At 73.0% G+C, this 22,730-nt stretch carries 17 protein-coding genes; 16 read left to right on the forward strand and 1 reads right to left on the reverse strand.

Annotated elements, in window-relative coordinates; all coding sequences use genetic code 11:
- The first annotated feature begins 85 nt into the window (after window positions 1-85).
- Window positions 86-3,970 carry an nSTAND1 domain-containing NTPase gene (locus ACZ63F_RS31790; RefSeq protein ID WP_469716173.1) on the forward strand — a complete coding sequence of 1,295 codons (3,885 nt, stop codon included), beginning with the start codon at window positions 86-88 and terminating at the stop codon, window positions 3,968-3,970.
- 539 nt (window positions 3,971-4,509) lie between these two features.
- On the opposite strand, the gene ACZ63F_RS31795 is transcribed toward ACZ63F_RS31790, so the two are convergent.
- Window positions 4,510-5,190 carry a hypothetical protein gene (locus tag ACZ63F_RS31795; RefSeq protein WP_469716175.1) on the reverse strand — a complete coding sequence of 227 codons (681 nt, stop codon included), beginning with the start codon at window positions 5,188-5,190 and terminating at the stop codon, window positions 4,510-4,512.
- 64 nt (window positions 5,191-5,254) lie between these two features.
- Here ACZ63F_RS31795 and ACZ63F_RS31800 point away from each other — a divergent pair, with 64 nt between their 5' ends.
- From ACZ63F_RS31800 to ACZ63F_RS31870, 15 genes are all read left to right on the forward strand, one after another.
- Window positions 5,255-5,746, forward strand: coding sequence for a CGNR zinc finger domain-containing protein (locus tag ACZ63F_RS31800; protein WP_469716177.1), 492 nt, complete (start codon window positions 5,255-5,257; stop codon window positions 5,744-5,746).
- A gap of 286 nt (window positions 5,747-6,032) precedes the next feature.
- A complete protein-coding gene (locus tag ACZ63F_RS31805) occupies window positions 6,033-6,770 on the forward strand; it encodes a DUF1275 family protein (protein WP_469716179.1) in 738 nt (245 codons plus the stop codon).
- A gap of 186 nt (window positions 6,771-6,956) precedes the next feature.
- Window positions 6,957-9,077, forward strand: coding sequence for a DUF8189 domain-containing protein (locus ACZ63F_RS31810; protein ID WP_469716182.1), 2,121 nt, complete (start codon window positions 6,957-6,959; stop codon window positions 9,075-9,077).
- 14 nt (window positions 9,078-9,091) lie between these two features.
- A complete protein-coding gene (locus ACZ63F_RS31815; protein WP_469716185.1) occupies window positions 9,092-10,381 on the forward strand; it encodes an ABC transporter substrate-binding protein in 1,290 nt (429 codons plus the stop codon).
- A gap of 1 nt (window position 10,382) precedes the next feature.
- Entirely contained in the window at window positions 10,383-11,318 is a 936-nt protein-coding gene (locus ACZ63F_RS31820) for a carbohydrate ABC transporter permease (protein ID WP_469716187.1), read from the forward strand.
- Window positions 11,318-12,166, forward strand: coding sequence for a carbohydrate ABC transporter permease (locus tag ACZ63F_RS31825; RefSeq protein ID WP_469716190.1), 849 nt, complete (start codon window positions 11,318-11,320; stop codon window positions 12,164-12,166). Before ACZ63F_RS31820 ends, ACZ63F_RS31825 begins: the two co-directional genes overlap by 1 nt.
- A complete protein-coding gene (locus ACZ63F_RS31830) occupies window positions 12,163-14,217 on the forward strand; it encodes an alpha-galactosidase (RefSeq protein WP_469716192.1) in 2,055 nt (684 codons plus the stop codon). Before ACZ63F_RS31825 ends, ACZ63F_RS31830 begins: the two co-directional genes overlap by 4 nt.
- 40 nt (window positions 14,218-14,257) lie before the next feature.
- Window positions 14,258-15,031, forward strand: coding sequence for an SDR family NAD(P)-dependent oxidoreductase (locus ACZ63F_RS31835; RefSeq protein WP_469716194.1), 774 nt, complete (start codon window positions 14,258-14,260; stop codon window positions 15,029-15,031).
- Window positions 15,032-15,083: 52 nt separating this feature from the next.
- A complete protein-coding gene (locus ACZ63F_RS31840) occupies window positions 15,084-15,839 on the forward strand; it encodes a FadR/GntR family transcriptional regulator (RefSeq protein ID WP_469716197.1) in 756 nt (251 codons plus the stop codon).
- Complete coding sequence (gene dgoD / locus ACZ63F_RS31845) at window positions 15,836-16,981, forward strand: galactonate dehydratase (RefSeq protein WP_469716199.1); 1,146 nt, start codon at window positions 15,836-15,838, stop codon at window positions 16,979-16,981. Before ACZ63F_RS31840 ends, dgoD begins: the two co-directional genes overlap by 4 nt.
- Window positions 16,978-17,805: a hypothetical protein gene (locus ACZ63F_RS31850; RefSeq protein ID WP_469716201.1), complete on the forward strand. Its 828-nt coding sequence runs from the start codon at window positions 16,978-16,980 to the stop codon at window positions 17,803-17,805. The genes dgoD and ACZ63F_RS31850 overlap by 4 nt, the downstream gene beginning before the upstream one ends.
- 20 nt (window positions 17,806-17,825) lie before the next feature.
- Window positions 17,826-18,461 (forward strand): bifunctional 4-hydroxy-2-oxoglutarate aldolase/2-dehydro-3-deoxy-phosphogluconate aldolase, encoded by a 636-nt coding sequence (locus tag ACZ63F_RS31855; RefSeq protein ID WP_469716204.1) that lies wholly within the window; start codon window positions 17,826-17,828, stop codon window positions 18,459-18,461.
- Entirely contained in the window at window positions 18,458-19,450 is a 993-nt protein-coding gene (locus tag ACZ63F_RS31860; RefSeq protein WP_469716206.1) for a sugar kinase, read from the forward strand. The genes ACZ63F_RS31855 and ACZ63F_RS31860 overlap by 4 nt, the downstream gene beginning before the upstream one ends.
- Window positions 19,451-20,007: 557 nt before the next feature.
- On the forward strand, window positions 20,008-21,825 hold the full coding sequence (locus tag ACZ63F_RS31865; protein WP_469716209.1) for an ABC transporter ATP-binding protein: 1,818 nt from the start codon (window positions 20,008-20,010) through the stop codon (window positions 21,823-21,825).
- Between the two features lie 193 nt (window positions 21,826-22,018).
- Window positions 22,019-22,687, forward strand: coding sequence for an NUDIX domain-containing protein (locus ACZ63F_RS31870; RefSeq protein WP_469716211.1), 669 nt, complete (start codon window positions 22,019-22,021; stop codon window positions 22,685-22,687).
- Window positions 22,688-22,730 lie beyond the last annotated feature (43 nt).

Consider the following 22,730-nt stretch of genomic DNA (forward strand, 5'->3'; position numbering starts at 1 on the left):
TCCAAGTCCGTACAGATCCGTACAGGAGATTCGTGCCGGCAAAGGGGCGCCCTGCGGGCCGGGGCAGCGGGGAACGGGGGGATCAGTGTCGGAGGATCCAGCACGGCCGGGCGGCGCACGCCGACCCATCGCCGACCGGGCCGACTTCGGCAGGGAACTGACGTCGTTCAGGGAACGCGCCGGACTGACCGTCAGGGAGGTTGCGAAGGCCCTCGACCGGAGGTCCGCCACGATCGGCGGGTACTTCTCGGGCCGTCACCTGCCGCCCACGCGGCTGCTCCCCGCACTGCTGGACGCCTGTGGGGTCAGCGACGCGGCGACCGTCGAGGCGCTGACAGGCGACCTGATCCGCCTACGGCAGCGCAGGAGCGCCGTCGCGCCCTACCCCGGTCTGGCCGGCTTCGAGCCCGAGCACGCGGATATGTTCTTCGGCCGCGAGGAGGCGACCGAGCGCTTGCGTCGCCGGCTGGCCGAGCGGCACGCGGCCGGTCGGCCGCTCGTCTTCGTGGTGGGCCCGTCGGGCTCCGGCAAGTCCTCCTTGTTACGGGCGGGACTGGTACCCGTCCTGAGGGACGAGGAAGGCGCCCGGGTGGCTCTCTTCACCCCGCGGGCCCATCCGCTCACCGAACTCGCCACACGCCTCGCCCCGGGCGCGGGCCTGTCGGTCCCGGAGATCGTCGAGGTGCTGCGTTCGGATCCGGCCGACTGCGCGCGCCTCGTTCCCGAGCCGCTGGTCCTGGTGGTCGATCAGTTCGAGGAGACGTTCACGACCTGCCGGGACGAGGCGGAGCGGCAGGCGTTCATCGAGGCGCTGGGTGCCCTCACCGGTACCGGCCCGGGCACAGCGGCCGAGGGCACCCTCGGAACCTCACCCGGCCCCGTCGTCTCGGCGGTGCTGGGACTGCGGGCCGACTTCTACCCGGCGGCCCTGCGCAGGCCGCTGCTGGCGACCGCGCTGGAGGAGGCCCAGGAGATCGTCCGCCCGATGACCTCGGCGCAGCTGCGCCGGGCGATCGTCGAGCCCGCCCGCAGCGCGGGCGTCAGGCTGGACGACGGGCTGGTCGAGCTGCTGCTGCGGGACCTCGCGCCCGCGGTCAGGGGCGGCACGGACCAGGGGCACGAGGACGGAGCGCTTCCGCTGCTGTCCCACGCGTTGTTCGCCACCGCCGAGCGCGGCCAGAACCGGCAGCTCACCGTGGCCGACTACCAGGCCACCGGGGGAATCGCCGGCGCTGTGGCGCACACTGCCGACGACGTCTACAACGGGCTCACCCCGGAGCAGCAGGTCCTGGCCCGCACGCTCTTCCTGCGCCTGGTCCGGCTGTCGAGCACGACGGCCGATGTCCGGCGCCGCATCTGGCACAGCGAACTCCTGCGGGCCGGGAGCGGTTCGCAAGCCGATGAACTGAGCCTGGTGGCAGATCTGTTCATCGAACAGCGGCTGATCACCGCCGACGCGGAGACGCTGACGATCACCCACGAGGCGCTGCTGTCCGCCTGGCCGCTCCTCCAGGAGTGGATCGAGTCCGACCGCGAGGGGATCCGCACCCATCACCGGCTCACCGAGGCGGCAGAGGCATGGCACGACAGCGGACGCGATCCGCAGATGCTGTTGCGGGGGACCGGCCTCGCGCTCGCTCGCGGCTGGGCCGAGGACGCCGCACACCGCCTCGATCCCACGCCGCTCGAGCGGGAGTTCCTGGACGCCGGTATCGAGAACGAGCGGCTGGAACGGCTGTCCGCACGCCGCCGCACCCGCAGGCTGTACCAGCTGAGCACTGCACTGGGCGTGGTCTTCGTCCTGGTCGTCGCTGGTGCCTGGTACGGCATCCAGCGGAACAGAACGGCTGAGAAACAGCAGACCGCCGCCGCCTCCCGTCTGACCGCCGTCGCGGCGGACCGGGTTCGTACCGACGAAGTGGGCTTGGGCGCCCAGCTGTCGCTGACCGCCTACCGGATCGCCGCCACCCCCGAGGCCGTCTCCAGCCTGCTGAACTCCTCCGCCTCACCCGCGGTCACCCGCCTGCTCTCCCCGGACGGCGCGGTGCAGGCCCTCGCCCTCGGTAGCCGCGGCCGTCTGCTGGCTCAGGGCGGTGCCGACGGGACGGTACGACTCTGGAACACCACCGACTCCCGCCACCCCGTGGCGTTCGGGCACCCACTGGCCGCGTTCCCCGACGCGGTGTACACCGTTGCTCTCAGCCCGGACGAGAGGGTGCTCGCGGTGGCCGGCGCGCATCGGACCGTACGGCTGTGGGACGTCAGCGTGCCCAGTCGGCCCCGCCCGCTCGGCGGACCGCTCACCGGTCCGTCCAACACGGTCTACAGCGTCGCCTTCAGCCCCGACGGGCATACGCTCGCGGCGGGCAGCGCCGACAACTCCGTCCATCTCTGGGACGTCACGGTTCCCGGGAACGCGAAGGCGTCGGGGCCCGCACTCACCGGACCCGCGGGATACGTGCACACGGTGGCCTTCAGCCCCGACGGCCGGATCCTGGCCGCGGGCAGCGGCGACGGGAAGGTCCGCCTCTGGCGGATCGGTACCTCCGGCAGGCCCACGGCGGCAGGGGCGGGATTCGCCGCCTCGCGCAAGGACGTCTACACACTGGCGTTCAGTCCGGACGGCCGGAGCCTCGCCGTCGGTGGCCGGGATCAACGGGTGGAGCTGTGGAACGTCGCCGATCCGGCCGCTCCCCGACAGGAACGAGAGCCCCTGACGGGCGCGACCAGCTGGATCAACGCGCTGGCCTACAGCCCCGACGGCAGGACGCTGGCGGTCGGGGGCAGCGACGACCTGGTCCGACTGTGGGACCTGCGCACCCACCAGGTCACGGCCGGATTCCGGCACACCGGTCCGGTCACCGCGCTGCTCTGGCGAGACCGGTCGACGCTGGTCAGCGGTGACGCCGATCGGGTGACCCGGCTGTGGCACCTGCCCAGCCCGGTGCTGACCACCGACGGCGTGGTCAATGGCATGGCCTTCAGCCCGGACGGCCGGCTCCTCGCGATCGGTACCGACCGGCTCCGGCTGTGGACAGTCGCCACCGGCGAACCGATGGGCCGGCCGCTCACTGTTCCCGGGGGCGCCGTCACGGCGGTGGCCTTCAGCCCCGATGGCCGGATCCTCGCGATCGCCGGCACCACCGGCACAGTACGGCTGTGGAACATCGTCGACCCGGCCCACCCCCTCCCGCTCGGGCCCGCGCTCACCGGGCCGTCGACCGGGTACGCCGAGACGGTCGCCTTCAGCCCCGACGGACACATCCTGGTCACCGGCAACGACGACCAGACCCTCCGACTGTGGGACGTCACGCGCCCGGCCCACCCCGCTCGGCTGCCGAGGTTGTCCGGCTTCACGAGCTACGTCTTCTCGGTCGCGTTCAGCCCCGACGGGCACACGCTGGCCGCCGGCAGTGCGGATCACACGGTGCGGCTGTGGGACATGACCCGGCCCGAGGCGCCCCGCCCGCTCGGCCACCCGCTGACGGCGAGTGGTGACACCGTCTACTCCGTCGCGTTCAGCCCTGACGGGCACACGCTGGCCGCGGGCAGTGCGGATCACACGGTGCGGCTGTGGGACATGACCCGGCCGGTGACCCCGCGACTCCTCGGCCGACCGCTGACCGGTCCGACCAACTACGTCTACTCGGTGGCCTTCAGCGCGGACGGGCACACGCTGGCCGCCGGCAGCACCGACCACACGGTCTGGCTGTGGGACGTCTCGCGACCGGCGTCACCCGCCGTCGTGGCGACGCTGACGGGCCCCGCCGACCACGTCTACGCGGTCGCCTTCAGCCCCAGGGGCCACACCCTCGCTGCCGGCAGCGCTGATCACACCGTACGGCTGTGGGACACCGACCCCAGGGCCGTCGCCGCCCGCATCTGCGCCGTCGCGGGCGCGGCCATCACCCGGACCGAGTGGCGGCAGTACCTGCCGGACCGCTCCTACGACCCGCCCTGCGCGGCCTGAACCCAAGGCTGTTGCAGGAGCCCACGGGCGCGCAGCGCGACACCTGCGCACGGGCCGGTGTGGTGGTCGACGGCCACCGCTTGGCCGGCGGCGTATTCAGCGCGTGCGGTGGACGTCGGTCCAGTGCAGGCCCAACCCCGCGGGAACGGGGAGCACAGTTCCGCAGCGGGCTGTGGTCGCCCACCAGACCGTCCTACGATCACGCGGGCTGGCCGGCGATCAGCAAGGTGGTGCCTGTTGGGCGGAAGCCGAGGCGCGCATAGAGCCGGGCGACGGCTTCCTCTGCGTAGGCGAGGAAGCCGGTGCTCACCCCGTGGCTGCGAGCGTGGTCGGCGAGCCGGCAACGTTACGGCTGTTCGTGCGACGTGAACCAGGTGCCCCGTCGGCAACAGTGCACCGGCGGGCTCCCCGTCCGCCGGTGGTTCGTCGGGCGGCGTCGGTGCAGTCCTCCGTTGCGTGTCGTGGGGCCGGTCCCGGCCGGGTACGCCGGTGACTTGGTCGTCCCGGGCGTACCGGGTGAACTGTTCCTTGCTGTCAGGTCAGTTGGCGGACACGAGCCATCCGATGCCCAGTTCCTCCGCGCCCGGGCGGAACGTCCGTATGAGTTCGGCGCGTTCGGGGTCGTCCTCGGGCAGGTTGTCGGCGAGGAGCGCCTGCGCGGCGATGGTCTGCGGCCGGGCGCCGAGCGCGGCGCGCAGGTGGAGTGAGCGGCGCAGCATCGCGATCCGCTCGGCGGGCTCCTTGTGCGGTGCCAGGTGCCGGATGATGTAGGACTCGAAGTAGCCGTCGCCGGTCCTCGTGGCGATGTCGAGAGCGGTCTCGTACCGCGGGAGGGCACCGGCCGGGTCCTCGTCGATGTTGTCCAGCAGGACGGCCCAGTGGTACTCGGCCCAGCCGCGCAGCTTCTCGTCGTCACTCGCGGCCGCCGCGCGGTAGCCGGCCTCGGCCACGGCGCGGTCGTCGGGGCGGGGGGCGTGCCGGAACAGCAGGCGGCTGTAGGCCAGTCGCGCTGTGAGCAGGTGCGCGGTCGGTGCGGCGGGGTCGAGCGCCGCGACCGCCTTCTCGGCCTCCTCGTGACCGTCGGTCCGGAAGAACCAGCGGTCGACGGCGATCTCGGCGCGCAACTCGGGCTCGGTGTCCGGGTCCAGGGCGGCGAGCGCCGCGTCCCACTCGCCGAGCAGCAGCAGGCGACGGGCTATGTAGGTGTCATAAGCTAACATGGCACCTACATTAGGAAGCGGCGATGTAGGTGGTCAAGTGCAGTACGGTGACTACATTGGGAACGTGACGCGGCTGGCCGTCGAGCTGGCCAACACGGGGACCCTCGACCGGCACGGCGAACTCGCCGCCGCGTTCTTCGCCGAGCACGAGGTCGCTCCGCCCGCCGACGGCGACTACGGCGAACTGCCGGACCTCGTGCGGGCTGCCCTGGCGCAGGCGGTCGACGGCGCCGCCCCTGACGCGGTGCACCGGCTGCTGCGCGACTACCCGCCGGAGATGCACCTCTCCGACCACGACGGCCCCGGCCGCTGGCACATCCACTTCAGCCGCAACGGCACCCCGGCCCGGCGGTGGGTCGGCCAGGTGGTCGCCGCCCAGCTCGCCCTGGTCGTGGCAGGGGATCCGGCGGTGACGCTCGGGCGGTGCGCCGCGAGCGGGTGCCAGAACTACTTCGTGGACCAGTCGCGGAACCGGACGCGGCGGTTCTGCTCCAACGCGTGCGCGAGCCGGACGACGGTGGCGGCGCATCGGGCCCGGATGGCGAAGAACGGCTGAGCGCGTCGCCTGAAGTGCCGCCGTGTGTCGGTGTCGGCTGTCGTCCGCGGCGCCGTCGTACTGGTCGCGCTGTTCCCCGCGCCCTTGACGGGGTGCTGTGGCGAGCGTCCGCGACGGGGCGCTGTGGGACCGTGAGGGGTGGAGCCCCCGAGCGCCCGAACCCCCTGCTCGACGGTCACCAGGCCTGGCTGGGCGGCCTGGTCCGCGCCGCCGCCGAGTAGTGCGGTTCACCCGGCGGCGCACGGCAACGGGGAGCGGCGCGCACCTCGCGTTACGCTCGGGCACTGTGAGTGACGCACCGCGTGAGCAAGCGACAGAGGCCGCCGGGGAACCGCCGGCGGAACCTGGGACCCGCCTGCGCGTCGCCGTCGTGCTGCTGGTCGCGGCCTCCGGGGCGGTGGAGACCATCTCCTTCACCGCGCTGGACCATGTCTTCGCCGGGGTCATGACCAGCAACCTGGCCCTCCTCGGGATGGCGGCCGGCCGCGCCCAGGCCACGGGTGTGACCGCGGCGGTGCTGGCGCTGGCCGGATTCGGGCTGGGCGCGGCCGGTACCGCCCGGTGCACCCGCCGGTACGGGGGCACCGCCACGCACTGGTCGCGGCCGGTGCTGCTCTGTCTCGCCGGCGAGGCGCTCCTGCTGGCCGTGGGCGCGGTGGTCTGGGCCGCCCTCGACGGAGCGCCGGGGCGGACGGCCCGGGACGTCCTGCAGTTCGGTGCCGCGCTGACGATGGGCATCCAGTCGGGAGCCATGGTGGCGGCCGGCCGGGCCGCGGCGCCGACCACGTACCTGACCGGCACCCTGGCCACCTACATCGTCAAGGGCGTGGGAGCGGGCCGCCCGAACCGCTGGGTGCCGGTCCGGCTGGCGGCCCTCATCGCGGGCGCTGCGGCCTGCATGGCGGTCCTGCGGACGGCGCCGGGCTGGGCCGGTCTGCTCCCGCCGGTGCTCGTCGCGTCGGCCCTCCTCAGTGCGGGCGCGCCCGCGAACCGTTCCCGCCGCGCCGCTCCCGGCGGGGAGTGAGACGGGAGCGTTCTCCGGGCCGGGCCGCACTGCCCGGCCCACCTTCCCTCGCTTCTACTAAATTAGTAATTAATCTTGACACGGTTTCGGCCACAGGCCACAGTCGTCGCCGTGACCTCGCGGGTCCCGCTCCGGAAGGGCGGCCCGCGTCTCGTTCTCCTGCTTCCCAACCTCCGGGAGAGGCACGTGACTTCGCACCCGCCCGCAGCCGGAACCCGGCACCACCGGATCACCCGGCCCGCCCTGGTGGCCGCCGTCGCGGTGGTCCTGGCCGCCACCGCGACCCCCGACGCCGTCGCAGGGACGACCGTCGACCAAGGCGCCCCCGCCGGCTACGACAGCGGCCTCGCCTCGACGCCCTACATGGGCTGGAACACCTACTACGGGCTCGGCGCGCCCACCGAGAAGGAGGTGCGCGCCGTCGCCGACAAGCTGGTCGCCAGCGGTCTGCGGGACGCCGGCTACGACATCGTCTGGCTGGACGGCGGCTGGCAGGCCGACAACCCCCGGGACGCCCAGGGCCGGTTGACGGCGAACCCGGACCGCTTCCCGTCCGGTATCCCCGCCCTCGTCTCCTACCTGCACAAGCGCGGCCTGCGGGCCGGCATCTACACCGACGCCGGCACCTACGACGGCGGCAAGAGCTGCGGTCTCGGCAGCCGTGGGTACTACGACCAGGACGCGCGGCAGTTCGCGAGCTGGAAGATCGACGCGATCAAGGTCGACTTCCTCTGCGGGATCGGCGCGAAGCTCGATCCGGGCCCCGCCTACAAGGAGTTCAGCGACGCCGTCGCCAAGTCCGGCCGCACGATGCTGCTGAACCTCTGCAACCCGCTCACCGACGACTGGGGCCTGCCGCACACCCCCGAGCAGGACGCCCACAACACCTACGTCTACGCCCCCGCGATCGCCGACTCCTGGCGCACCGGCACCGACATCGCCTGGGGCACCCCGAGCCCCGGCGAGTGGCCGAACATCCTGCGCAACATGGACGCCAACGCCTGGCACCCCGAGGCGCAGGGCCCCGGCCACTACAACGACCCCGACTACCTCATCCCCATGCGGAAGATGACCGACGGGACGTACGAGCTCACCCAGGAGGAGTCCACCACCCAGTTCGTGATGTGGGCCGAGATGGGCTCACCGCTGATGCTGGGCTCCGACCCGCGCACCCTGTCCGACTCGATGCTCGCCACGCTCCGCAACCCGGAGATCATCGCCGTCGACCAGGACCCCCTCGCCGTCCAGGGCGTACGCGTGGCGACCGACTCGGTCGGCGACGTGTACAGCAAGGTCCTGCAGGGACACGGGCAGCGCGCGGTCGTCCTGCTCAACCGCTCGGACCAACCGGCCGAGCGCACCGTGCAGTTCGCCGACACCGGCCTCGGCGGCCCGGTGCGCGTCCGCGACCTGCGGGCACGCGCCGACCGTGGCACGCACACCGGGTCGTACACCGTGGAGGTCCCCGCGCACGGCACCGCCTTCCTCAGGCTGACCGGCGCCGACGCCCTGCCCGGGACCGACCTGGGCGTCACGGCGACGGCCAGCCCGGCCGTGACGAGCGACGGTTCCACCTTCTTCCGGGGTCCGCACGGCTCGCTCGTCGAGAAGACCGGCGCACGCACCAAGGACCTCGGCGGTCCCGCGCAGGGCGGGATCCTCGGCCAGCCCGCCGTGTACGCCTCCGCCGGTGGCCGGACCGACGTCTTCGTGCGCGGCGCCGACTCCCGGGCCTACCGCCGGGTCCACGCCGACGGCCGCTGGGGGCGGTGGCAGTCCCTGGGCGGCACGCTGACCGACGCGCCGTCCGTGGCCTTCACCGATCCCGCGCACTGGACGCTCTTCGCCCGCGGCGCCGACGGCACGGTGGTGCAGCGCGGCCCGGCGTCCGGCTGGTCCTCGCTCGGCGCGCCCGCCGGGCTGCAGGTCTCCGGCCGGCCGTCGGCCGCCGTCGACGCGCAGGGACGCGTCCACGTCGCCGTCCGCAGCACCGCCGACGACGTGTGGACGCGGACGCGGGACACCTCGGGGGAGTGGTCCGACTGGACCTCGCTCGGCGGCACCGTCAGCGGCAGCCCGACGCTGGTCGCCGCCGGGGACGCGGTGCTGCTGTACGCGCGGGCCGCCGACTACACGCTCTGGCAGCAGCGGTACGCCGACGGCGCCTGGCAGGGCTGGAGCAAACGGCAGGAGTTCCCGAGCGCCGCGTTCGACGGCGCGCTCGGCGCGGTCGCCGCCCCGGACGGAGCCGTGGACGCGGTCTTCCGCGGAGTCGACGGCCACGTGTACCGGACCCGATTCAACTGAACGAGGACATCACCATGGCCAACCCCCAGACCAGCAGACGGCGTTTCCTCGCCGGACTCGGTGCCGCCGGGACCGCGGCACTGCTCAGCGGCTGCGTCACCTCCACCTCCTCCGGCAAGACCTCCTCCAAGGGCCCGGCGACCCTCCAGTCCAACCTCTCCGCCCCGCAGGCCAAGGCCGCGATGGAGGACCTGGTCGCGGCCTACGGGAAGAAGGGGTCCGGCAAGGCCAGCCTGAACACGGTCGCCGCCGAGACCTTCCGCACCCAGCTGCCGACCTACCTCACCTCCGCCAACCCGCCGGACGTGTACACCTGGTACCCCGGCTCGGTCGCGGACGCCTACGCCAAGAAGAACCTGCTGCTCGACCTCGACGAGGTGTGGAGCTCCTCGCCCGACCTCAAGCGGTACACCAAGGCACTGAACTCGCTGTGCACCGCGAGCTCCGGCAAGAAGGTGTTCGTGCCCAACACCTACTACTGGTGGGGCATGTTCTACCGGAAGTCCAACTTCGCCAAGTGGGGCGTGAGCGAGCCCAAGAGCTGGGACGAGTTCCTTTCCCTGTGCGACAAGCTCAAGTCCAAGGGCGTCGCGCCGATCGGGCTCGGAGCGGGCGGCAACACCCCCTGGGTGGCGTCGGCCTGGTTCGACTACCTCGACATCCGGATCAACGGCGCCCCGTACCACCGCGAACTTCTCGCCGGGAAGCACCGGTTCGACGACCCCGAGGTACGCAAGGTCTTCGACCGCTGGCAGGAGGTGCTGCCGTACTTCGACCCGAACGGCACCGCGCTCGCCTTCCAGGACGCCACGACCGCCCTGCTGGGCGGCAAGACCGGCATGATGCTCATCGGCACCTTCTTCGCCGACTCGGCACCCAAGAGCGCCCTGGACGACATCGACTTCTTCCGCTTCCCCGTCATCGACGCCAAGGTTCCGCTCGCCGAGGAGGCGCCGGTCGACGGCTACTTCGCCAGCGCCCGCACCGGCCGCCGCGACCAGGTCTTCGACCTGCTGAAGTACCTCGCCACCGCCGAGGCCCAGGAGATATACATCAAGGGCTCCTCCGGGACCGTCCTGCCCTGCAACCCGGACGCCAAGGACGCCGGCACCGCGCTGGTGAAGAAGGGCCGCGCGCACGTCGCGGAGGCCGCCGAGATCACCCAGTTCTTCAACCGGGACTCCAGCGACGCCCTCCAGCCCACCGCCGACACCGCCCTGACCAAGTTCCTGGCCAAGCCGAAGCAGATCGGCAGCATCCTGACCGACTGGCAGCGCGACGCCCAGAAGATCTGGAACGCCTGACGTGGCCGTGCTCACCGCCCCCGACCGGAAGACCCCGGCCCGCATGCCCGTCGGCGGCAGGCGGGCCCGGGGCCCCCGGCGCACCCCGCCGATGGTCCTCGCCTTCGTCCTGGTCCCGCTGCTCGCCGAGGCCGTGTGGGTGTTCTGGCCCGCTCTGCAGGGCTTCTACCTCGCCCTCACCAAGTGGGACGGCGTCTCCCCGCCGCAGTTCGTCGGCCTGGACAACTTCCGGGAGATGGCCCACGACGACGTCTTCCGCAGCGCCCTCGGCCACACCGTCCTGTGGCTGGTCCTCTTCGGCGGCCTGTCCGCCGTCCTGGGGCTCGCCGCCGCGCTGCTGCTCCAGCAGGAACGGCGCGGCGTCGGCTTCTACCGGGCCGCCCTGTTCCTGCCGGTGGTCTTCTCGCTGGTGGCCACCGCCCTCGTCTGGCAGGCGATCTACCAGCCCGACGGCGTCCTCAACCGGGTACTGGAAGGGGTGGGCCTCGGCAGCCTCCAGCATGCCTGGCTCGCCGACCAGGACACCGCCCTGTACGCGGTGATCGTGCCCGCCCTGTGGCGCCAGATCGGCTACGTCATGGTGCTGTACCTGGCCGGCCTCAAGGGCATCGACCCGGCGCTCCACGAGGCCGCCAAGGTCGACGGCGCGAGCGCCTGGCAGCGGTTCCGGCACGTCACCCTGCCCCAGTTGCGCAGCGTCAACGCCGTCGTGCTGTCGGTGATCATCATCGACTCGCTGCGCTCCTTCGACGTCGTCTGGTCCCTCACCCGCGGCGGCCCCTACCACTCCTCCGAACTGCTCAGCACCTACATGTACTCCACCGCCTTCCAGTCCCTGCGCCTCGGCTACGGCTCCGCCCTGGCCGTCGTCATCTTCGTCCTCGCCTTCGGCGTCATCGCCTCGTACCTCGTCCGCGCCTTCCGGGAGGCCGACTGATGTCCGCCAACGCCACGGCGCTGCGCCGCAGAAGGGCGGCCACCGCCGGATTCCACCTCGGCGCCGGCGCCCTGGCCGTCCTGTGGCTGCTGCCCATCGCCCTGGTCGTCGTGACCAGCCTGCGCTCCTTCGACGACATCGCGGCCCACGGCCTGGGCAGTTGGCCGCGCTCCTTCACCCTGGGCAACTTCGGCCAGGCCTGGACCGACGGAGGCCAGCAGCAGGCCCTGGTCAACAGCCTGCTCGTCACGATCCCCTGCGTCCTGGTGACCCTGGCCCTCGCCGCGATGGCCGCGTTCGCCCTCAGCCGTTACGAACTCCCCTTCCGGCGCGCTCTGTTGCTGCTCATGCTCGGCGGCAACCTGCTGCCCCCGCAGATCCTGCTCATCCCCGTCTCCAAGCTCAGCGAGGTGATGGGCGTCTACGACACCCTGCCCGCGCTGATCGGCGTCCAGATCGGCTTCGGCGTCGGCTTCTACGTCTTCGTGCTGCACGGGTTCATGCGGTCGATCCCGGCGGAGATCCAGCAGGCGGCGGTCGTGGACGGCGCCGGGCCCTGGCAGATCTTCTGGCGGATCATCCTCCCGCTGACCCGCCCCGCCCTGGCGGCCCTCAGCGCGCTGTCCTTCACCTGGATCTTCAACGACCTGCTCTGGGCGATCACCGTCCTGCGCAGCGACACCAAGATGCCGATCACCGCCGCCCTCATCGGACTCCAGGGCCAGTACGTGTCGGAGTGGAACGTGGTCGCGGCCGGGTCGGTCATCGCCGCCGCGCCCACGGTCGCCGTCTTCCTGCGCTTCCAGCGGCACTTCGTCGCCGGCCTCAACCTCGGAGCGGTCAAGTGACCCACCAGCGCTGGACCTTGGGGACGGAGCACACCAGCTACACGGTCCGCCTTTCCCCGGACGGACCCTGGGCCGAGCTCGACGCCTGGGGCCCGCTCGGCGTCGAGGACGGGCCCTCCGCCCTGGACTGGTCCCACCGCACCCACTTCATCACGCCCGCCGACGCGGCCCCGGCCGAGTACCTGCCGTACGGACTGCGGCCGTTCACCGGGTCCGAACTGGTGGTGGGAGGCCAGGGCGCGGACCGCGGCGTGTGGTGGGAGTTCGACGGCGCGCAGGAGGCGCCCGGATCCCTTCGGCTCGCCTTCGTGGACGGGCAGACCGGCCTGCGCACGGTCCTCTGCTACGAGACCGTCCCCGGCACCGACGTGATCCTCCGCTGGGCCGAGTTCACCGCCACCACCGAACTCCGCCTGGAACGGCTCGACTCGGCCGCCGTCAACGTCCCCGTCAGGGGCCCGGCCCGGCTGACGTACCTCTCCGGTCAGTGGTCGCAGGAGTTCCAGCACACCCGGCTCGACCTCACCAGAGGCACGTTCACCATCGGCAGCACGCAGGGTGCGCCCGGCCACGCGTACGCGCCCTGGCTCGCCGTGCAGGACGAGGAGGCCGCGTACGGCGTCGCCCTCGCATGGCCGGGCAACTGGCACATCACGGCGGAGGCCGAGCCCGGCGGTGCCGTACGGGTGCGCGCCGGGCGGGTCCCGCACGAGGGCGCGGTGCGCCTGGCCGCCGGACAGACCCTCGCGACTCCCCGCCTCGCCTGCGCGTTCAGCCCGGACGGCCTCGACGGACTGTCGCGGGTCTGGCACCGCTACGAACGCCGCCTCTCCGGCGACCGGCTGCACCGCACCCGCAAGGTCCTCTACAACTCGTGGGAGGCCACCGGCTTCGACGTCGACGAGGCCGGGCAGCTGGAGCTGGCGAAGGCCGCCGCCGACATCGGGGCCGAGCTGTTCGTCGTGGACGACGGCTGGTTCACCGGCCGCGCCGACGACACCGGGGGCCTCGGCGACTGGTACCCGGACCCGGAGGCGTTCCCGCGGGGCTTCGGCCCGTTCGTCGAGGAGATCCGCGCGCTCGGCATGGACTTCGGCCTGTGGGTGGAGCCGGAGGCGGTCAGCCCCGGCAGCCGGCTGCACGCCGAACACCCCGAGTGGGTCTACCGCGTCGACGGCCGCCCGGCCCGGCTCGTCCGCAACCAGCTGCTCCTCGACCTGGGCCGGACCGACGTCCAGGACTTCGTCATCGGCACCCTCGACCGGCTGCTCGGCACCTACGGCATCGGCTACCTGAAGTGGGACATGAACCGCCCGCCCACCGAACGCGGCCGCCCCGGCGCCGGTCCCGCCGACCTGGACGCCGAGCACGTCGCCGGATACCTGCGGGTCCTCGACCACCTGCGCGCCGCCCACCCCGGCGTCACCGTCGAGGGCTGCGCCGGCGGCGGCGGACGGATCGAGCACGCCACCATCGCCCGCACCGACGTCGTCTGGCCCAGCGACAACACCGCGCCCATGGACCGGCTGCGCATCCAGCACGGCTTCCTGCACGCCCACGCGCCGCACGTCATGAGTTCCTGGGTCACCGACGCGCCCGGCATCTTCGACCCGCGCCCGCGCAGCCTCGCCTTCCGCTTCGTCAACGCCATGTGCGGAGTCCTCGGCATCGGCGCCGACCTGCGCGCCTGGACCCCGGAGCAGCGCGCCGAGGCCGCCCTGTGGACCGCCCGGTACAAGGAGGTGCGGGACGTGGTCCACCACGGCGAGGCCCGGCTGCTCGGCGCGCCGGACGACCCAAGCTGCGGCGTGCAGTTCGACGCCGGCGACCGTACCGTCGTCGCCGCGTTCTCCACCGGCCGCCTCGACGGGGCGCCGCTGCTGCCCGGCCGCCCCGACCGGCTCCGGCTGCGCGGGTTGGACCCGGCGGCGCGCTACCGGGACACGGCCACCGGAACGTCCTACGGCGGAGCCCATCTGCTCCACCACGGCCTGCCGTTCGCATGGAGTGCCGAACACGACGCCGACCTGGTGGTGCTGAGCCGCCTGTAGGCCGCATATGTTTCCAGCAGCTCACCCTCTAAGGAGCCCGATGGACCAGTCCGTACGACGGTACGGTGCCCGTTTCACCGGCCGCACCGCCGTGGTGACCGGCGCCGCCTCCGGCATCGGTGCCGCCACCGCCGCACGCCTCGCCGGGGAGGGCGCGGCCGTCGTGCTCGCCGACATCGCCGACGAACGCGGCCAGGCCGTGGTGGACGGGATCGAGAAGGACGGCGGCCGGGCCCGCTACGTGCACGCGGACGTCGCCGCCGAGGACGACTGGGCGCGGATCGTCACCGCCGCCCGTGCCTTCGGCCCGGTCGACGTGCTCGTCAGCAACGCCTACACCGTCGAGGTCCGGCCGGCCGGCGAGATGACCCTGGCGTCCTGGCAGCGGCAGCTCGCCGTCAACCTCACCGGCGGCTTCCTCGGCGTCAAGGCGGTCCTGCCCGACCTGCGCGCCCGCCGCGGCGCCGTCGTCCTCACCTCGTCCGTGCACGCCCACGCCGGCATCCCCGGCCACCCCGCCTACGCCGCGGCCAAGGGCGGCCTGCTGTCCCTGTGCGGGCAGCTCGCCGTCGAGTACGGGCCCGAGGTCCGCGTCAACGCGGTACTCCCCGGGCCGATCCTGACCGGGGCCTGGGACCGGGTGGGGCCCGCGGAACGGGAACGCAGCATCGCCCAGACGGCCGCCCGCCGCTTCGGCACCCCCGAGGAGGTGGCCGCCGCGATCGCGTTCCTCTGCGCCGACGAGGCCTCCTACATCACCGGGTCGAGTCTCGTCGTGGACGGCGGCTGGAGCGTCGTGAAGGCCTCCGCATGACGCCCTTGGACCAGAACGAGGACCCGAACGTGGAAGAGAAAGGCTGTACGACATGACGCCCTACGCCCGCCGCGGTGTGCACGGCCAGACCGTGGAGGCCCTGGCGCGCCGCATCCTGGGTGGCGAGATCCCGGAAGGGGCCACGCTGGACCTGGTGGCGCTGCAGAGCGAACTCGACGTCAGCCTCACCGCCCTGCGCGAGTCCCTCAAGGTGCTCGCCGCCAAGGGCATGGTCGACGCCCGCCAGAAACGCGGCACCTTCGTACGGGCCCGAGCGGACTGGAACCTGCTCGACGCCGACGTGCTGCGCTGGCAGTTCGAGGGCGGCGGGACGACCGGCGCGGAATGGTCGCTGCTGCGCAACCTCGCCGAGGTCCGCGCCATCATCGAGCCTGCCGCCGTCCGGCTCGCCGCCGAACGCCGCACCGAGGCCGACCTGTTGCTGCTGGAGACGGCGGTGGAGGCGATGGGGCGAAAGGAGACCGACCCGGGCCACGCCGTCGACGCCGACCTCGCCTTCCACCGCGCCCTGCTCGCCGCCACCCACAACGAACTGCTCGAACGCATGGAGATGGTGATCGAGTCGGGACTCGCCCACCGCGACCGGATCGTGCACAGCTCCCCGCACAGCGAGGACCCCGTCCCCGCCCACCGCGCCGTCCTGGACGCGGTGCGCGACCGCGACCCGCAGGCCGCCGAGACGGCCATGCGGGCCCTGCTCGACCAGGCGGGCCGCGACCTGGCACGGCTGGACAGCCCCGAAGAGGGGACCGGAAGCAACGACACGGAAGGCAGCGGCGGCCGGTGAAGATCGAGCGGATAGAGACCTTCCTCGTCCCGCCGCGCTGGCTGTTCTGCCGCGTCGAGACCGACGACGGAGTGGTCGGCTGGGGCGAGCCCGTCGTCGAGGGACGCGCCGAGGTCGTCCGCGCGGCCGTGGACGTCCTCGCCGAGTACCTGGTGGGGCAGGACCCACTGCGCATCCAGGACCACTGGCAGGTGCTCACCAAGGGCGGCTTCTACCGGGGCGGTCCGGTGCTGTCGAGCGCCGTCGCGGGCCTCGACCAGGCCCTGTGGGACATCGCGGGCAAGACCTACGGCGCGCCCGTGCACGCCCTGCTGGGCGGTCCGGTGCGCGACCGGGTGCGGGTGTACGCCTGGGTCGGCGGCGACGAACCCGCCCAGCTGACCGAGCAGATAGCCGCCCAGGTCGAAGCAGGCTTCACCGCGGTGAAGATGAACGCCGCCGGGGCCACCTCGCCGCTGGCGACGGCCGCGGAGACGGCGGCCGTGGTGGCCCGGGTGAGCGCCGCCCGGGACGCCCTCGGCCCGGACCGGGACGTCGCCGTCGACTTCCACGGCCGCTTCACGGCCGCGAGCGCCCGCCGCGTCCTCACCGAACTCGCGCCGCTGCACCCGCTGTTCGTGGAGGAACCCGTCGTCCCCGAACAAGGCCACCTGCTGCCCGGCCTGGTCACCGCGAGCCCGGTGCCGCTGGCCACCGGCGAACGCCTGTACTCGCGCGCCGAGTTCCTGCCCGTCCTCGCCGCCGGCGTCGCGGTCGCCCAGCCGGACCTCTCGCACGCCGGCGGCATCTCCGAGGTGCACCGCATCGCCTCGCTCGCCGAGACCTACGGGGCCCAGCTCGCCCCGCACTGCCCGCTCGGGCCCATCGCCCTCGCGGCCAGCCTCCAGGTCGCCTTCGCCACCCCGAACTTCCTCATCCAGGAGCAGAGCCGGGGCATCCACTACAACAAGGACGCCGACCTCCTCTCCTACCTCGTCGACCCCGAACCCTTCCGGTTCGTCGACGGGCACGCGCACCGCGGTGACGCCCCCGGCCTCGGCATCACCCTGGACGAGGCGGCCGTCCGCGCGGCGGACCGCGCCGGGCACCAGTGGCGCAACCCGGTGTGGCGGCACGCCGACGGCTCCTTCGCGGAGTGGTGACCGTGCCGCTCGACGTCGTGACCGACCTCGCGCACGGCGGCCGCTGGACCTCGCTGCGGCACGGCGGCCGGGAATGGCTGTGGCGGCGCGCGAGCCCCGAACGCGCCGGTGTCGCACCGGGTGACGCGTTCGTGGACGCGGGAGGGCTGGAGGAGTGCGTCCCGACCGTGCGCGGCACCCCCGACCACGGGGAGGCGTGGTCGCGGCCCTGGACACGGGACGGGGAGGGGGACGGAGAGACGGTGCGCTGCGACCGCTTCGCCCTGACGCGCACGCTGCGCGGCACGGACGACGGTGTCGAGGCCGCCTACGTGCTCACGGCCGAGCCCGGTTTCCGCTTCCTGTGGGCCGCCCACGCGCTCCTCGACCTCTCCGAGGAGGCCGTCGTACGGGCCCGTGAGGGGGCGCCCACCCGGCTCTTCCCGGAGGCCGCGCCCCTGCTGGGCCGTCCCTGGCCCGCCGGTGCCCCCTGGGTGGAGGGCGATTGGCCGGCCCCCCAGGGGCTGCGGCTCGACCGGTTCGGGCCGAACGACGGTACGGCGGTCGGGGCCGTGGTGGCCGCCGGCCGGTGCTGTGTGCACGACGCCGCGGACCGGCTCGGCTTCGCCGTCGAGGCGGCGGGCCAGCCGGTGTCGGTCGCCCTGTGGCGCAACCTCGGCGGCTTCCCCGCCGGCCGGCCCTATCGCAGTACGGGCGTGGAGCCGATGCTCGGCCGCGTCTTCGACCTGGCCGACGCGGGCCCCGACGACGCCGCCCGCGTCCCCGCCTCGGGCGAGGTCCGCTGGCGGCTCACCGTCGGCGCGTCCTGCCCGTGCCCCCGCTGACCATGGAAGGAGCCCCGCTCGTGGATCTGCGAGCCGCCCTCGCCGCCCACCGCCTGCTCGCCATCGTGCGCGGCGGCGACCCGGACGCCGCCCTGCGCACCGTGCTGACCCTGGCCGAGGAGGGCATCGAACTGATCGAGGTGTCGCTCAGCGGCTCCGACGCCCTCACCGTCATCGCGCGGGCCCACGAGGAACTCGGCCCCGGCCGCCCGTTGGGCGCCGGCACGGTGCTGACCGCCGCCGACGCGCACGCCGCCCACCGCGCCGGCGCCGCCTTCGCCGTCACCCCCGGTCTCGGCGCCGGTGCCGACACCGCACGGGAACTCGGCATGCCGCTCCTGGCGGGCGTGCTGACACCCACCGACGTGATCGCGGCGCAGGCCCGTGACGCGGCCGCCCTGAAGCTCTTCCCGGCCGCCGAGGCCGGGGGAGCGGCCTATCTGAAGGCGCTGCGCGGGCCGTTCCCGGACGCGGCGTTCGTCCCGGTCGGCGGCGTCGACGTGGCGGCCGCGCGGGCCTACCTGGCCGCCGGGGCCACCGCGGTCGGCGTCGGCTCCCCCCTCGTCGGGGACGCGGCGGACGGCGGCAGCATCAGCGCGCTGCGCGACCGGGCCCGCGCGTTCCGCGCCGTCGTGGGGGAGGAGGGGCCCGCGTGACGGCTGCCTGGCGTCCGGCTCCGGGACCGGTCGTCTGCCTCGGCGAGACCATGGCCGCGCTCGCCCCCGACCCGCCCCGGCCGCTGGCTGAGGCCGGGCAGCTGCGGCTGTCCGTCGCGGGAGCCGAGTCGAACGTGGCCATGTACCTCGCGGACCACGGTGTCCCGGCCCACTGGCTCTCGGCCGTCGGCGACGATCCGCTGGGCCGCCGGGTGTGCGCCGCGGTCGCCGCCGCCGGGGTCGACGTGACCCGGGTGCGCACCGACCCGCACCGCCCCACCGGCCTCCTCCTCAAGAACCCGGGACCTGCCGGAACCGGCGTCCACTACTACCGCGCCGGCTCGGCGGCCTCGGCCCTCGGCCCCGATCTGCTCGACGGCGAACCGGTGCGCTCGGCCGCCCTCCTGCACCTCACCGGCATCACCGCCGCCCTCTCCGCCTCCTGCCGCGCCCTGGTGACGCGGGCCCTGGACACCCCCGCCGCCGAACGGCCCTACGCCGTCAGCTTCGACGTCAACCACCGGGCCGCGCTGTGGCCGGACGGCACCGCGCCGACGGTGCTGCGCGCCCTCGCCGACCGTGCCGACATCGTCTTCGTGGGCCTGGACGAGGCCCAGCGGCTGTGGGGCGCCGACCTGACCGTCACGGGCCTGCGGGACGTGCTGCCCGGCCCGCGGATCCTCGTCGTCAAGGACGGCGCCCGGGCCGCGACCGCCCTGACCGGGGAGGGCGCCTGCACGGTGCCCGCGCTGCGGACGGCCGTGGTGGAACCGGTCGGGGCGGGCGACGCCTTCGCGGCGGGCTTCCTGGCCGGGCTGCTGCGCGCGGAGCCGCTGCCCCGCGCCCTCCGGCTCGGTCACCTCACCGCCGTGTCCGCCCTCGGGGTGACGGGGGATCACGGGCCGCTGCCCGAGGCCACGGACATCGCCCGGCTCCTCGAACTCCCGGAACCGGACTGGCAGCGGTACCGGGTTCCGAGCGGAAGGTGATCCATCAAGGCGATGGGATGACCGGGGGCCGTCGCCGGACTCTCCGACGCGATCGGCGGGTCCAGCCACGGCCTCTCCGGTCCGGCCGGGACAGCGTCTCCAGAACGTGGGGCGCCCGGCCCGGTGAGGTCGGCTTCCCTGCGAGGTCGGCGGGGCCGGTGCCCGCGCGAGGTCGGCGGGGACAGGTGACCGCGGTCGACTTTGGCGTGAGCCTGCCATTGGGCGTTCCTGCAAGCCCTTCTCCTGGGCGGCGATTCTTCGAAGCCGACCCACCCGACGGCGGTCGTCTCCACCACCCTCGGCGAGAACGTCGCCGCCGTGGGCGCCGCCTCCCTCGTTCTCGACCAGGCGCTCTCCGCCCTGCCGAGGTCGCTGCTGCTGGGCTGAGCCCAGAGCGGTCGACCGTGTGTTCGCTCCGTAGTCGCCGACGAAAAAACACGTGGACCGAGCGACCCCCGCCGCGGGACACTTTCCTTTCCTGACCTGCCGATTCAAGGCCGTCGCGGACCATGCGGCGGCCGACTCGGCATGCCGTACGACGACTACACAGGGTTGAGATGACATCCTCAGTCGATTTACCTGCGACCGGACCCCGGCAGGGCGCGGTCCTGCTCGCGCTGCGCCATTACGGACGGGAACTGGCCCGGCTCAAGTGGCTCACCCTGCCCGGGATGCTGCTGCCGGCGCTCGGCAACATCGGAATCAACTACCTGGCACCGCTGGTGGTGGCGAGGCTCGTCGGCCGGATCGCCGACGGCCACGGCCTGGACCTCGGTGCCACCCTGCCGTACGTCCTCGCCTTCGGCGGTGTCCTGCTGCTGGCGGAGGCGCTGTGGCGGATCGGTCTGCACTGTCTGAACCGCCTGGACGCCCTCGGCATCGAGCAGTTGTACGTCTTCGGCATGGACGAACTGTTCGCCAAGGACGCCGCGTTCTTCCACGACAACTTCGCCGGGTCACTCACCAAGCGGGTGCTGAGCTTCGCCACCCGCTTCGAGGAGTTCGCGGACACGCTGACCTTCAACATCGTCGGCAGCTTCGTGCCGCTGGCGTTCGGGTCGGTGGTGCTGTGGCGCTATGAACCGCTCCTGGTCGTCGGGCTGCTGACGATGATCGCGGTCACCGGTGTGTGCGTGGTGCCGCTGATCCGCCACCGGCAGCGGCTGGTCGCCCAGCGTGAGGAGGCCATCGCCCGGGTGTCGGGGCATGTCGCCGACAGCCTGATGAACATGGACACGGTCCGGGCGTTCGCCGCGGAGGAGCGGGAGGCCGCCGAACACCGGTCGCGGGTCGCCGAGTCACGGCGGCGCCAGCTGCGCTCGTGGGACTACGGCAACCTGCGCATCGACACCTTCGTCGCGCCGATGTCCGTGGCGACCAACGCGCTGGGGCTGCTGCTCGCGGTCGTGCTCGCCGGTGGCGGGCACAGCGTGGAGGCGGTCGTGGTCGCCTTCACGTACTACTCCAACGCGACCCGGATCATGTTCGAGTTCAACCAGATCTACCGCCGCATGGAGAGCTCCATGACGGAGGCGGCCCAGTTCACCGAACTGCTCCTCGAATCGCCGACCGTGGTGGACCCGGTGGATCCGGAACCGCTCGCGCCGCGGGCCGCAGGCGTCCGCTTCGAGAAGGTCTCCTTCGCCCACGCGGGTGCCAAACCGCTGTTCGAAGGGCTCGAGCTGGACGTGCCCAGCGGGTCGAAGTTCGGGTTCGTCGGACGGTCCGGCGGCGGCAAGACCACGCTGACCCGGCTGCTGCTGCGGATGACCGACATCGACGCCGGCCGGATCACGATCGGTGGCCAGGACATCAGCCGGCTGCGCCAGGCCGACCTGCGCAGCCAGATCGCCTACGTCCCGCAGGACCCGGCGATGTTCCACCGCACCCTGCGGGAGAACATCGCCTTCGCCCGGCCGGACGCCACCGACGCCGAGATCCGGCTGGCCGCCGAGGCCGCGCACGTCACGGAGTTCGCCGACGCCCTGCCCGACGGCTTCGACACGATGGTGGGGGAGCGCGGCGTCAAGCTCTCCGGCGGTCAGCGCCAGCGGGTCGCCCTGGCCCGGGCGATCCTCCGGGACGCCCCGATCCTGCTCCTGGACGAGGCGACCAGCGCGCTGGACTCCGAGAGCGAGATCCTCGTCCAGGAGGCGCTGTGGCGGCTCATGGAGGGCCGCACGGCACTGGTGGTGGCGCACCGGCTGAGTACGGTCGCCTCCATGGACCGGCTGGTGGTCCTGGATCGCGGCCGGATCGTCGAGCAGGGCACGCACCACGAACTGCTCGACGCGCAGGGCGCCTACGCCAAGCTGTGGCAGCACCAGTCGGGCGGGTTCCTCGACGAGGGGCCCAGGCCTGCCGAAGTGCACTAGGCGCTGCGCTCGAGGGGCCGGGGGTGCGGGTCTTCGGTGGACTGCGGCGCCGCCGTGACTGGTCGCGCGGTTCCTCCCCCAGCCTTCGGCCGGGGGGCACCCCCGGCGCCCCATACGGGGCGCTTCTGCGGGCGGGTGGTAGACAGGTGACCATGAGCCACCTGAACGCCCTCGCCCGCACGGCGGGACCGCGATGACCGCCGGCATCGACACCCCCGACCGCCGGGGCCGCACCGGTCTCGACCGCACCGGCCTGGGCCTGACCGGCAATCCGCGCGTGAAGGTCCGGGAGGTGAAACTCCTGTCCAGTCACTGGTACGTCGAGCGGGCCACCACCTTCGACCTCCAGCACGCCGACGGCACCTGGCACACCGAGGAGCGCGAGACCCACGACCGGGGCAACGGCGCCACGCTCCTCCTCTACGACGCCGAGCGCGCAACCGTACTGCTCACCCGACAGTTCCGGTTCCCGGTCTACGTCAACGGCCACCCCGACGGCATGCTGATCGAGACCCCGGCGGGGCTCCTGGACGACGAGGCCGAGCACCCGGAGCACGCGGTGCGCCGCGAGGTCGTCGAGGAGACGGGCCACACCGTCGGCGAGGTCGAGCACGTCTTCGACGTCTACATGAGCCCGGGCTCGGTCACCGAGCGGATCTCCTTCTACGCGGCCGCCTACGGCCCCTCGACCCGCACCCACGAGGGCGGTGGCCTCGACGAGGAGGGCGAGGACATCGAGATCCTCGAACTCCCCTTCCAGCGCGCCCTGGAGATGATCCGAACGGGCGAGATCGCCGACGCCAAGACCATCATGCTGCTGCAGTGGGCGGCTTTGGACGGACCGTTCGCCCGACGCCCTTGACTTGAAGAGCACTTCAAGCCGAAGACTCACCACCGCGCACCCG

It is taken from the genome of Streptomyces sp. NPDC104761 (assembly GCF_055583445.1).